We start from the raw sequence: 12,959 nt of genomic DNA, 5'->3' as shown, positions 1-12,959 counted from the left end.
TGCCTCTAGAGTCGTTATCACTTCTCTAATGCGGATGCAAAAGTAGTATCTTTTCTCTTACTTCCAAACTTATCTTTGCCTTTTTTTCAATGTTTTTGAAAAGTATTTCATAACTCATTATTATACCACCTTTTACGAGTGAAAGTTTTTTTGTCTTTTTTTAAAGGTTATAGCCTTATGGCGTCTCTATACTATATATACGTAAAGAGCAGTACTCAATATTGTACTCTATTATATATATGTAATAATTGAGAATATGCCTTATTACAACCTTTCTCTCTATTTATAGATGTTACTTTATCCTATATAGAGGTGTTTTATCTACTTTTTTGTAGTTGATCTACTTATATAGGTGTGTGTTTTTTGAAGAAAAGTTCATTATAAAGTAGCTATATCCTTGTTTTGAAGAAAAACTAACACGCTTTTTTTATTCTCACATTGAGCACTTACCCTCACAAACAATTGTCTATCAAAAAGTAAAGTAAATTACCAGTATTATCTTTCTAAAGCCAAAACACTTCTGTATCCCAGTAATAGCAAGCCTTTATGCCTACTTCTTCAACACCGCTTCAACACTGCTTCAACATTTCTCCAAGATTGCTCTATCTGAGCACCTCTTTCTTGAAGCAATATTGAAGAGGTCTTGTCGCACTCTTGAAGGGGGTTAACTTATGATGACAATAAAAAAGCCCTAGACTATATAGACTAAGGCTGTAGGTAATACATTCTTTAATGAAAAAAGCTCTTGCCTACTGACAAGAGCTCTATTCTATAATTATTTTTCTTCTTTAAAGGATTCAAGCAATGAACAATCATTCTCTTATATACCTTAATATATAGTATATCACAGATATTCTAGAAAAGCGAAAAGCGATACCTATTCGATATCGCTTTTCAAATCCCCTTAAAAAGTAAATTTCTTTACTTGTATTCTTGTTTTTAAAATTCCATAACCTAAACGGTTATAAGAAAAAAGCCAGTCAATGACTGGCTTCTCTGCTCCCCCTCTTGGGCTCGAACCAAGGACCCTCTGATTAACAGTCAGATGCTCTAACCAACTGAGCTAAGGAGGAAGGTGATGTCTTACCTTTATTGCGATGCAAATATAATACGATTTTTCATTTCTGCAAACACAACAAGCATTTTTTTTATATTTTTTTCATCTAATTAAAAATTGCCTTATAAATATCATTCCCATTCGCGAATAACAATAATGCAATAAGTATGAAGAATCCTACCATCTGAGCGTTACCCAAGAATTTATCACTTGGCTTTCTTCCAGAGATCATCTCGTACAATAAAAAGATAACATGCCCACCATCTAAAGCAGGGATTGGTAATAAGTTCATAACCCCTAACATGATAGATAACATCGCTGTAATACTCCAGAACACTTGCCAGCTCCAGAACTGAGGGAAGATATCATAAATCGCTTTAAACCCTCCTACTCCTTTATAAGCACCTGTCTCAGGTTGTACAATTTTCTTTAACTGTCCGAAATAACTCATGATTCTATCTTTCCCCATGTGTAACCCCGCAGGAATAGCTTCTGCTAAAGAGTATTGCTCTCTACTTATCTCATATAGTCCAAGTTTTTGTAAATTATCAAATGGCAAAGCAGGAGCATAATATGTCTCTATCTTACCTTCTTGATTTACCTTTACATCAACAGTCGTATCTTTTCCATCGCGATTCACTACAACAGCAACAGTCTTTCCTTTGTTTTCTTCTAACACATTGCTTACCATATCAAAGAAAGGTGTTTCTACCCCATTAATAGACTTCACAATATCTTTAACCATTAATGTACCTTCATTAATAGAGTTTTCACCAAATCCTGCTACAATAAAAGGAATACGCAATCCTATGAAACCATTTCCTTTATTCTCTGTGATTTGTCCCAAAAAGTCAACTGGCAACTGTACATGCTCTACAACACCAGCACGCTCTACCTCGATATCTTTCCCCATAAGGATTGCCTCTGGCAGACTATTAAACTTCACAATCTCCTTTCCATCAACCTTTAATACCTTGTCTCCCGTTTTTAGACCAGCGTCTTCTAAGATAGGATTCTGAACCCAGATTCCACTCTTTACATCTTTATTAGCTATATATGACTCACCATACGCATAAGCCATACCAATATAGATAACAAAGGCTAAAATAAAGTTCACCGTAACTCCACCTAACATAATGATCAAACGTTGCCAAGCAGGTTTAGATCTAAACTCCCAAGGTTGTGGCTCACCAGCTAATTGGTCTGTATCCATACTTTCGTCCACCATACCAGATATTTTTACATACCCTCCTAATGGCAACCACCCAATACCATAAACAGTATCTCCTATCTTCTTTTTAAACAAAGAAAACTTAACATCAAAAAATAAGTAAAACTTCTCGACACGTGTTTTAAAAAGTTTAGCAGGAATAAAATGCCCTAACTCGTGTAAGATAATTAACAACGACAAACTCAATAAGAATTGAGATAATTTAATAAGTATATCCATTTTTATTTTTTACAGACTCTAATATTATTCAGACAAAAGTAAAATATTACTTTAACTAATCTCACTTTTTTTTAAATCAAGGCTTAAATTATCAATTCTTTCACATAAATAACAAGATAAACAAAGTGTAATAAAGCTAAAAAGCACTTCACATATTATTCTAAAGTAATTCTATTTATTAAATTATTATTTAGAAAAGCTAATAAACTACCAAATAAAGTGCATAATGTTCTACAAAACTTATAAAGAGGTACGTAAAATAGCTGCTAATAGAAAAGTATTTTCTAACTTTGCTTTACAATTAATATTTATAATATGTTACAGATAGCTTTTATTAGAGAAAATCAAGAGCAAGTGGTTAAAGGATTAGCCAAAAGAAATCTTGATGTTGCCGATTTGCTAAAAGAAGTGCTTGAATTAGATGAGAAAAGAAGAAGCACACAGGTGGAATTAGACAATGTATTAGCAGAATCGAACAAACTATCCAAAAGCATCGGGGAGTTGATGAAAAGTGGTGAAAAAGCAAAAGCTGAAATCATCAAAGAGAAAACATCAAACTTACGTGACCAAAGCAAACAATTAACTGAAGAACTTAATAATGTATCTGCATTATTAACAGAGAAGTTATACACTATACCAAACGTACCAACAGATATTGTACCTGCTGGTAAAGATGCTGATGATAACTTAAATGTATTCGAAGCAGGAGAAGTACCTACACTACACGAAGGTGCTTTACCGCACTGGGAATTAGCAAAGAAATATGACATCATTGACTTTGAACTAGGGAACAAAATCACTGGAGCAGGTTTCCCTGTATATAAAGGTAAAGGTGCTCGTCTACAACGTGCGTTAATCTCTTACTTCTTAGACAAAAATACAGATGCAGGATATAGAGAGTATCAAGTTCCTCACTTAATCAATGAGGCATCAGGATACGGTACAGGACAATTGCCAGATAAAGAAGGACAAATGTATCACAGTACAGTTGACGATTTATACTTAATCCCAACAGCAGAGGTTCCTGTGACTAATATCTTTAGAGATGTTATCTTACAAGAGACAGAGTTACCTATTATGTGTACAGCTTATACACCATGTTTCCGTAGAGAAGCGGGATCTTATGGAGCACACGTAAGAGGTCTTAACCGCCTTCACCAATTTGACAAAGTAGAAATCGTACGTATCGAACACCCTGATAATTCTTATCAAGCATTAGACGGAATGGTAGAACATATTAAAGGACTATTGAACGACCTTAAACTTCCATATAGAATCTTAAGATTATGTGGTGGAGATATGGGATTCACATCAGCTCTTACTTATGACTTCGAAGTGTTCTCTACAGCACAAGACAGATGGTTAGAAATTAGTTCTGTATCTAACTTCGAGACATTCCAAGCGAATAGATTGAAATTAAGATTCAGAGATAAAGATGGTAAAAACCAATTAGCACATACTTTAAATGGTAGTTCATTAGCATTACCTCGTGTACTAGCAGGTATCTTAGAAAACTATCAAACACCAGAAGGAATCGTAATTCCAGAAGTTTTACGCCCTTACACAGGATTTGATATTATCGACTAATTAACACCAATAACCTTATAAACAAAAAGCACCAAATATTCGAAATAAGACATTTGGTGCTTTTTTTATCTTTGCAAAAAATAATTCATTCAGTGTAATTAAAATTATGATCATATATAATATCACAGTCAACATTCATGAAAGCGCACATGACGTATGGATGCAATGGACAAAAAACGCTTATATACCAGGAATATTAGCAACTGGAAAGTTTGACAAAGCTAAAATTGTCAAAGTACTCATCGAAGAAGAAATGGGAGGAAAAACTTATTCTATTCAATTCGAAACACAGAGTAAAGAGTTACTAGATCAGTTCTATAAAGAAGACTTTGATCGTTTTGAGAACGAGGCTAAACGGCTTTTTGGTGAGCTTATGCTAACATTTAAAACAGAACTAGAATTAATCAGCGAACATCAATAAGATAACCATGGATAAAGTAAGAGCAAAAAAACACTTAGGTCAGCATTTCTTAACTGACGAAAGTGTCGCAAAGAGAATCGCTGATACCTTGACATTAGAAGGATATAAGAAGGTATTAGAGATTGGTCCAGGTATGGGAGTTCTAACCAAATATATATTAGACAAACCGATAGAAACATTCGTAGTAGAAATAGATACAGAGTCTGTAGATTATCTACATGCTCATTATAACAAACTACACGACCATATATTCGCACAAGACTTTCTAAAATTCGATATAGTACGTGCTTTTAATCAAGAGCCTTTCGCTGTAATCGGTAACTTCCCTTATAATATCTCTACACAAATCGTGTTTAGAGCATTAGAACTAAGAGACTATATCCCTGAGTTCTCAGGGATGTTCCAAAAAGAAGTAGCAGAACGTATCTGTGAGAAAAAAGGAACTAAAGCTTATGGTATACTTTCAGTATTAGCACAAGCATTCTATGAAACAGAATATTTGTTCACTGTAGACGAACACGTATTTAACCCACCTCCAAAAGTAAAGTCAGGAGTAATGCGTATGATCCGTAAAGAAGATTACAGTCTACCTTGTAGTGAGAAATTATTCTTTACAGTAGTAAAAACTGCCTTTAATCAGAGAAGAAAGACATTACGCAACAGCTTAAAAAGCTTTAACTTGCCAGAGGAAATAAGATCCGAAGAAGTATTTAATTTAAGACCAGAACAATTAGACTATAAAGAATTTATAGAACTAACAAAGAAAATAGAAGCCTATGGAGTTTAAAATCAGTAGAGAATCTTTACAACAATTCGAAGATTTAATCGCTGAAAAGAATGAAAAGGAATTATTAGAAATTCTTAAAGATTTACACTATGCCGATATAGCAGAGATTATGAATGAGCTTTCTGGAGAAGAAGCGATATACATATTCGATATATTAGATAGTGAAGTAACAGCAGAAATCCTTTTAGAATTAAATGAAGATGTCCGTGAAAAGATCTTAAAAACGCTATCTCCAAAAGAAATTGCAGAGGAGTTAGACGAATTAGACACGGATGACGCTGCTGATATTATCTCTGAATTACCAGAATCTAAGAAGGAAGAGGTTCTTTCTGAGCTGGAAGATTTAGAGCATGCAAAGGACATCGTTGAACTATTGCGTTATGACGAGGACACTGCAGGGGGACTAATGGCCAAAGAGTATGTCTCTGTCAATGAAAATTGGTCAGTGCTTACTTGTGTCAAAGAAATGCGCAAACAGGCTGAGCACGTATCTAGAGTACATTCTATCTATGTAATAGATAATGAAGGTAGACTAAAAGGAAGACTGTCACTAAAAGACCTTCTTACCTCTTCTACTACTACACATATTAGTGATGTCTATATTAGAAATGTAGACTCAGTAAAAGTAGATACAAAAGATGTAGAGGTAGCTCGTATTATGCAGAAGTATGACTTAGAAGCCATTCCTGTTATAGATGAAATGGGAAGGTTAGTAGGTCGTATTACCATAGATGACATCGTAGACGTTATTAAAGAAGAAGCAGATAAAGATTATCAATTAGCAGCAGGTATTTCTCAAGACGTAGAGGCTAATGACAGTATCCTTATGCTGACACGAGCTAGATTACCTTGGTTAATATTAGCCATGATAGGTGGATTCGTAGCTGTTAATGTATCTAGAAGTTTTGAAGGAGCTATGGAGAAGTTTGGTGTACTATTCTTCTTCACCCCTCTTATTGCGGCTATGGCAGGTAATGTTGGAGTTCAATCTTCTGCTATTATCGTACAAGGACTAGCTAATAACTCTATCACTGGATCTATATGGAAACGATTAGGAAAAGAAGTAACGCTTAGTTTACTGAATGGTTTCTTACTTGCTATTCTGATGATGCTAGGAAGTCACTTCTTATTAGGAGTAGATTACATCATAGGTATCACTGTATCTATAGCGCTGATTAGTGTAATAATCATCGCTAGTCTTATCGGTACCTTTGTACCGATCTTACTGAATAAATATGGTATAGACCCCGCTTTAGCAACAGGACCTTTTATCACTACAAGTAATGATATCTTTGGAATCTTAATTTACTTTTCAATTGCAAAAGTTATTTTAGGTTTCTAGATTATTTAAAGCTACATCACAACCATGAACACTAAGAAAGTATTACATATAGATAGTAATCATCCTTTAATGATTACACAACTAGCAGAACTAGGATACGAAAATGTAGAAAACTACACTGCTAGTAAAGAAGAAATAGCAGAAAGCATACACGAATATGAAGGTATCATTATCCGAAGTCGCTTTTCTATTGATCAATCTTTTTTAGAGAAAGCAACTAACTTAAAGTTCATTGGACGTGTCGGTGCAGGACTAGAGAATATAGACTGTGCATATGCAGAGACTAAAGGTATAGCGCTTATCGCTGCTCCAGAAGGTAATAGAACTGCAGTAGGAGAACACGCCTTAGGGATGCTACTAAGCCTAATGAATAAACTCAACTTAGTTGACCAAGAAGTAAGACAAGGAATCTGGATTAGAGAAGGAAACAGAGGACATGAGATAGAAGGTAAAACAGTAGGTATTATAGGCTATGGAAATATGGGAAATGCTTTTGCCAAACGCTTACAAGGGTTTGACTGTGAAGTAATCTTCCACGATATCAGAGAAGGACTAGAGAATGCCTATGCAAAACAAGTAAGTTTAGCAGAGTTACAGGAACGAGCTGATATCCTAAGCCTACATACTCCACAGACACCGGAGACTATGTATCTCATCAACAAGGAACTAATCCAAGGATTCAAAAAGCCTTTCTGGTTTATAAATACAGCTAGAGGGAAGTCTGTCAATACTACAGATCTAGTCGAAGCTTTAAAGTCTGGTAAAGTAAGAGGTGCTGCATTAGACGTATTAGAGTACGAGAAGTCTTCTTTCGAGAATATGTTCTCTGATAACACTCTTCCTGAACCTATGCAATACTTGATACAAGCTAAGAATGTATTACTATCCCCTCATATCGGAGGATGGACTATAGAAAGCAAAGAAAAACTAGCGCAAACGATTATAGACAAAATCAAATTACTATACTAAAAACAAAAAGGAGTTTCAATAGAAACTCCTTTTTTATGACTGTTGCTTTTCGCTTTTGTTATTTTCTTCTTGAATCTTTCTTTCAAGTTCAGCTTCGAATTCTTCCATTACAGGTTTCACTGTGCTTTCTGGTAGATCAGCAATCTTGATATACATCAGACCATCTATTGCATTATTAAACAATGGATCGACATTAAAAGCGATCACCTTTGCATTCTGCTTAATGTATTTTTTAATTAATACAGGCAATCTTAACTTTCCTGGTTCTACATCCTCAATGATCTTATCGAATTTATTTAAATCAGAATCTGTCTCACTAAAAATCAAATCTTTCTCACTATCCTTAAGATTTACTTTATATTCCATCTTAGGAGTGACGTACTGAGCGATATAAGGATCAAAATAGTGTGATCTCATAAACTCAATCATTAATGATTTAGAGAAATCAGAGAACTGATTACTAATACTCACTCCACCGATTAAGTATTTGTGTTCAGGATATCTCAATGTAGTATGTACAATACCTTTCCACAATAAGAATAGAGGCATTGGTTTTTGTTGATACTCTTTAATGATAAAAGCTCTACCCATCTCTATAGACTGAGACATCATCGGATATAACTCAGACTCAAAGCGGAACAACTCATTTAAATAGAACCCATTGATTCCATATTTCTTATAAATCTCTGTTCCCAATCCCATACGGTATGCTCCACAAATCTGTTGAGTATCATTATCCCATAAGAACATATGGTGATAATACTTATCGTATTGATCTAAGTCCAATTCATTATTCGTTCCCTCTCCTACTTGTCTAAACGTAATTTCTCTTAAACGTCCTAATTCTGTTAGAATCGTTGGTATTAGATCTGATTTACACAAGAATATCTCGTAATTCTTACTCTGTAATAATCTATAATCACCTTCTCTCAGCGTATTAATCTCTTCTAAAATCTTCTCTACTGGCTGTGCCTCAATAATATCTTTCACGCTTTTTGGTAATTTGAAATTAAATGAAGGTACTTTAATCCATTTACGTATATCTTCATCCTTATATGCATTCGACAATAAGTATGTTTTAAAACGCAGGAAATTACCATAATCATTTATATCATAGTGTTCACTTTGTTCTTCTACTGATATCGGTCTACCTATCCTTACTTTGATCACTCTATTTTTTTGAGTCAATAGTTCAGAAGGCAGTTTAGCTGTACGCAACGTAGGATTTATTTGAGACAAGAAATAGAATAACTTACTATTTGTTGCATGAAAATAAATAGGTACTACAGGTACATTTGCTTTCTTTATCAGCTTAATCGCTCCTTCTTCCCAAGGTTTATCTACGATAAGTTTATCATCTTTATACGTAGACACTTCCCCAGCAGGGAAAATTCCTAAAGGCTTTCCATCACTTAAATGTCTTAAAGTATCTTTTAATCCTATAACGCTTGATTTAACATCCTTATTGTTTTCAAAAGGATTTACAGGCATAATATAAGGCTTTAATGGCTTTATGCGATGTAATAAAAAGTTAGCGATAATTTTAAAATCAGGATCATGCTCTAACATCAGTTTAAGCAATAGAATACCGTCTATTCCTCCTAATGGATGATTAGAAATAGTTATATAAGGCCCTTTCTTAGGCAGTCTCTTAAGTTCTTCTGGATCTATTTCAAATTCTATTTGAAATTCTTCTAAGATAGCATTTAAAAAATCTAGATTAGACAAATGCTTATTGCGGTCGTAAATTTTATTTAACGTAGTGATTTTAAGCGCCTTCATCAACATCCACCCCGTAAAGGTTCCTAGAAAACCATACTTATCTACGTTAATTGCCTTTGCTACTTCTTTCGCCGTTACTAACCCCATTAAAATTCAAAATTAAGTAATACAAATATACTAAAATCTTCAGCTATTCCATTTTATTTTATCAGACTAGTACTATAATTCATAAAAAAGAAATTACAAAATGTATAAATAACTGATTAAAACAAAGATAAGATATTAAATCAAAAAATATATTTTTTATATTTTTGATTTTTTAAACTACATACTCATTTTATATGAAGATAATCTCGTATAACGTAAATGGAATACGTGCTGCTATAAACAAAGGATTTATAGAATGGATTCAAGAAGAGAATCCAGACATTATATGTCTACAAGAAATAAAAGCAAAAGAAGATCAAATACCTGTAGCGGATATACTAGCTGCTGGATATCCATACCAATACTATTATTCTGCTCAGAAAGCTGGTTATAGTGGAGTAGCTATCTTGTGTAAACAAGAACCTAAGAACGTAGTATTCGGAACAGGTATAGACTATATGGATTTCGAAGGTAGAAACTTAAGAGTAGATTATGACGATATCTCTGTGATGTCTCTATACCTACCGTCTGCTTCTAATATAGAGCGACTAGACTTTAAATATCAGTATATGGATGACTTCTTCAACTATATCGATAACCTAAAGAAAGAGATTCCTAACCTAGTGATCTGTGGAGACTATAATATCTGTCACCAAGCTATCGATATCCATGACCCTGTGCGCAATGCTAAAGTATCAGGTTTCTTACCAGAAGAACGTGCATGGTTAGACAAATTTATCAACAATGGGTTTATAGACAGCTTCCGTATGTTCAACCAAGAGCCACATAACTACAGCTGGTGGACATACAGAGCGAATGCTCGTAATAATAATAAAGGGTGGAGAATAGACTATCACTTAGTGACAGAGAATATGAGAAGCAAGATAAAACACGCGACTATACTACCTGATGTAAAGCACTCTGATCACTGCCCAATACTCGTAGAGATAGACGCATAACCCCTATTTTTCCCTCATAAAACAACAAACTATGTCAATTAAAAAGATTAGCCTAGGCTTATTAGCGCTTACCATGTTATCATCATGTGTGACACGCAAGTTATACAATGAACTAGACCAACAATACAAAGATGCGTTAGCCGAAAACGAACAGCTAAGTAGTGAATTAGACCTGATGAATAGTTCTAATACAGACTTAGAAAATATCAAAAGACAACTAGCTGCTCAGTTAAAAGAACTTCAACAAGAGAGAAGTAATCTTAATGCTGAGATAGCCGCTGCACAGAACAAACTAAGAGACCTAGAAAGCTCTTATAACAATCTAGAGAAGCACAGTGAAGAAACACTAAAAGCAGAGGCTGCTAGACTAGCTAAAGCCAAAACGGAACTAGAAGAGAAATCAAGACGTGTAGCTGAGCTAGAGAGTATCTTAGCGGCTAATGATAAGCAGATGCGTACCCTAAAAGACAACTTATCTAATGCCCTAAACGCATTCGAAGGAAGAGGACTGACCATCGAACAAAAAAATGGACGTGTCTATGTCTCTATGGAAAACAAATTGTTATTTAAATCTGGTAGTTGGACGATCAGTGATGAAGGAAAAGAGGCAGTAGTAGAGCTAGGCAAGGTATTAGCTGATAACCCTGATATCACAGTACTGATAGAAGGGCATACAGATAATGATAAGATATTAGGTAATCTAGGAGATGGAGTGAAGACCAATTGGGACTTATCTACTAAACGATCTTTAACTATCGTGTCTATTCTAGAGCAAACGCCTCAGATAGATAAGAGAAATCTTACAGCTGCAGGTAGAAGTGAATATGCTCCGCTAGCAAGTAACACCACTGCTGAAGGCAAAGCGAAGAACAGACGTATAGAAGTTATCCTAACTCCTAATCTGGATAAAATCAACTCTATGCTGAATCAATTATAGCATTAAAAGAAAATATAAAATACCCACTAAAAGGCGAGATGTTAAGCATTTCGCCTTTTTTTACATCATGACAATACACTCTCTTCAGACTCACCTGTTTTTTCAACAGTTTATACTTTTCTTAAGTGATTTCTCTAAAAAATTAATTACTTTTCACACACATTAGCAGTACTCATTTGTATTTGTCTGCTATAATGCTTATATTAAAAGAGCTATAAATATAAAAGCCATAATTACATGATGATTAATAACTATCTAGTTACTAATATTAACACTATTATCAATACAGAAGATTTCAACGGACTATATCAGTGGTTCTACAACCTGCTAGACTTCTTAGGTCTATCAGAATATGCTACCCATGTGGTGACAGCTATTCTATTACTAACGTCCTTTACAATCTGTATGTTCATTTTAGATTATATTCTAAAGAACTTTTTTATTGTCTTAGTAAAGACTTTTAGTTCTAAGACTAAAACGACGTTCGATGACTTATTAGTAGAAAATAAATTCTTTCACAATGTCACACACTTAATTCCGATTGCCTTAGCGAAAATCTTATTTCCGATATTCTTTTTAGGCTTTCCGAACCTAACGAAGTTTGTGATGTCTTTGACAGATATCTTAGTCACAGTGGCTCTGACCTTAGTGATTAGATCTACTATACGCAGTACCCGCGATTATCTAAAGAGCAAGCCACGTCTAGCAGACAAACCTCTAGATAGCTACGCACAAGTATCTAGTATACTAGTCTATTTCTTCTCAGGGATTATTATATTCTCTATCATCACAGGTACAGACCCTATCAAATTCTTAATCTCATTAGGAGCTGCCTCTGCTATTCTTTTATTAGTGTTTAAAGATACTATTATGGGATTCGTAGCGAGTATTCAAGTTTCTTCTAATGATATGGTACGCGTAGGAGACTGGATAGAGATGGCGAAGTATGGTGCAGATGGTACAGTACTAGAGATGAACCTAAGTACGGTGAAGGTGCAGAACTTTGACAAGACAATCACCACCATACCGACTCACCTTCTAATCAGTGATTCGTTTAAAAACTATAGAGGTATGCAAACTTCTGGAGGTAGAAGGATTAAGAGAAGTATCAATATTAAAATCTCTTCTATCCGCTATCTAGAGAAGGATGAGATAGAACTACTTAAAAAGATACAACTATTAGCTCCGTATATAGAAGAGCGTCAAAAAGAAATAGAAGAATACAACGAGAGAACACAAGCTGATCAATCTATGCCTATCAACGGACGTAGAATAACAAATATAGGAATGTTCAGAGCTTATGTGACGAGGTATATAGAACAGAACCCTAATATTCACAAAGAATATCATCTTATGGTAAGGCACTTACAACCTACAGAGCACGGGCTACCGATAGAGATATACACCTTCACGAATACCACTGTGTGGGCAGTATATGAGAATATCATGGCAGACATATTCGACCACATATTAGCCGCTGTAGATTATTTTCACCTAGATGTATATGAGTTGCCTTCTTCTGATGATGTACGACATTTCCTACAGAACAGCATGACTAATCATGATTCGTTTGGTAACTAA

The 12,959-nt window shown here is 34.6% G+C and carries 10 protein-coding genes and 1 tRNA gene; 8 read left to right on the top strand and 3 right to left on the bottom strand.

Annotated features, from left to right (window positions below; all coding sequences use genetic code 11):
- Window positions 1-999 precede the first annotated feature (999 nt).
- Both RT228_RS12070 and rseP read right to left on the bottom strand, forming a co-directional pair.
- Window positions 1,000-1,073, bottom strand: a tRNA-Asn gene (locus RT228_RS12070).
- A gap of 90 nt (window positions 1,074-1,163) precedes the next feature.
- Entirely contained in the window at window positions 1,164-2,507 is a 1,344-nt protein-coding gene (gene rseP, locus RT228_RS12065; RefSeq protein WP_006258035.1) for an RIP metalloprotease RseP, read from the bottom strand.
- 315 nt (window positions 2,508-2,822) lie between these two features.
- On the opposite strand from rseP, the gene serS reads away from it, so the two are divergent.
- The 5 genes from serS (at window position 2,823) to RT228_RS12040 (ending at window position 7,613) form a co-directional block, all read left to right on the top strand.
- A complete protein-coding gene (serS, locus tag RT228_RS12060; protein WP_006260406.1) occupies window positions 2,823-4,094 on the top strand; it encodes a serine--tRNA ligase in 1,272 nt (423 codons plus the stop codon).
- Between the two features lie 106 nt (window positions 4,095-4,200).
- Window positions 4,201-4,515 (top strand): DUF4286 family protein, encoded by a 315-nt coding sequence (locus RT228_RS12055; RefSeq protein ID WP_006258032.1) that lies wholly within the window; start codon window positions 4,201-4,203, stop codon window positions 4,513-4,515.
- Between the two features lie 7 nt (window positions 4,516-4,522).
- On the top strand, window positions 4,523-5,302 hold the full coding sequence (rsmA, locus tag RT228_RS12050; protein WP_006258031.1) for a 16S rRNA (adenine(1518)-N(6)/adenine(1519)-N(6))-dimethyltransferase RsmA: 780 nt from the start codon (window positions 4,523-4,525) through the stop codon (window positions 5,300-5,302).
- The gene (gene mgtE / locus RT228_RS12045) at window positions 5,292-6,644 is read left to right on the top strand and encodes a magnesium transporter (protein ID WP_006258030.1); all 1,353 of its coding nucleotides are present in this window, start codon (window positions 5,292-5,294) and stop codon (window positions 6,642-6,644) included. Before rsmA ends, mgtE begins: the two co-directional genes overlap by 11 nt.
- 24 nt (window positions 6,645-6,668) lie before the next feature.
- Window positions 6,669-7,613: a 2-hydroxyacid dehydrogenase gene (locus tag RT228_RS12040; protein WP_006260407.1), complete on the top strand. Its 945-nt coding sequence runs from the start codon at window positions 6,669-6,671 to the stop codon at window positions 7,611-7,613.
- A 33-nt stretch (window positions 7,614-7,646) separates the two neighbouring features.
- On the opposite strand, the gene RT228_RS12035 is transcribed toward RT228_RS12040, so the two are convergent.
- Window positions 7,647-9,482, bottom strand: coding sequence for a GNAT family N-acyltransferase (locus tag RT228_RS12035; RefSeq protein WP_006260408.1), 1,836 nt, complete (start codon window positions 9,480-9,482; stop codon window positions 7,647-7,649).
- A 194-nt stretch (window positions 9,483-9,676) separates the two neighbouring features.
- On the opposite strand from RT228_RS12035, the gene RT228_RS12030 reads away from it, so the two are divergent.
- From RT228_RS12030 to RT228_RS12020, 3 genes are all read left to right on the top strand, one after another.
- On the top strand, window positions 9,677-10,441 hold the full coding sequence (locus tag RT228_RS12030; protein WP_006258027.1) for an exodeoxyribonuclease III: 765 nt from the start codon (window positions 9,677-9,679) through the stop codon (window positions 10,439-10,441).
- Window positions 10,442-10,472: 31 nt separating this feature from the next.
- A complete protein-coding gene (locus tag RT228_RS12025; RefSeq protein ID WP_006260409.1) occupies window positions 10,473-11,378 on the top strand; it encodes a flagellar motor protein MotB in 906 nt (301 codons plus the stop codon).
- A gap of 237 nt (window positions 11,379-11,615) precedes the next feature.
- Window positions 11,616-12,959 (top strand): mechanosensitive ion channel family protein, encoded by a 1,344-nt coding sequence (locus RT228_RS12020; RefSeq protein ID WP_006260410.1) that lies wholly within the window; start codon window positions 11,616-11,618, stop codon window positions 12,957-12,959.

It is taken from the genome of Myroides sp., from assembly GCF_032073645.1.
Taxonomy (GTDB): domain Bacteria; phylum Bacteroidota; class Bacteroidia; order Flavobacteriales; family Flavobacteriaceae; genus Flavobacterium; species Flavobacterium odoratimimum.
The sequence above is the reverse complement of the archived record's forward strand: the minus strand, read 5'-3'. Positions and strand labels throughout refer to the sequence as shown.

Bases quoted from the DNA above. Each gene is read 5' to 3' on its own strand.
- rseP (WP_006258035.1), bottom strand. From the start codon at position 2,507: ATGGATATACTTATTAAATTATCTCAATTCTTATTGAGTTTGTCGTTG.
- serS (WP_006260406.1), top strand. From the start codon at position 2,823: ATGTTACAGATAGCTTTTATTAGAGAAAATCAAGAGCAAGTGGTTAAA.
- RT228_RS12055 (WP_006258032.1), top strand. From the start codon at position 4,201: ATGATCATATATAATATCACAGTCAACATTCATGAAAGCGCACATGAC.
- rsmA (WP_006258031.1), top strand. From the start codon at position 4,523: ATGGATAAAGTAAGAGCAAAAAAACACTTAGGTCAGCATTTCTTAACT.
- mgtE (WP_006258030.1), top strand. From the start codon at position 5,292: ATGGAGTTTAAAATCAGTAGAGAATCTTTACAACAATTCGAAGATTTA.
- RT228_RS12040 (WP_006260407.1), top strand. From the start codon at position 6,669: ATGAACACTAAGAAAGTATTACATATAGATAGTAATCATCCTTTAATG.
- RT228_RS12035 (WP_006260408.1), bottom strand. From the start codon at position 9,482: ATGGGGTTAGTAACGGCGAAAGAAGTAGCAAAGGCAATTAACGTAGAT.
- RT228_RS12030 (WP_006258027.1), top strand. From the start codon at position 9,677: ATGAAGATAATCTCGTATAACGTAAATGGAATACGTGCTGCTATAAAC.
- RT228_RS12025 (WP_006260409.1), top strand. From the start codon at position 10,473: ATGTCAATTAAAAAGATTAGCCTAGGCTTATTAGCGCTTACCATGTTA.
- RT228_RS12020 (WP_006260410.1), top strand. From the start codon at position 11,616: ATGATGATTAATAACTATCTAGTTACTAATATTAACACTATTATCAAT.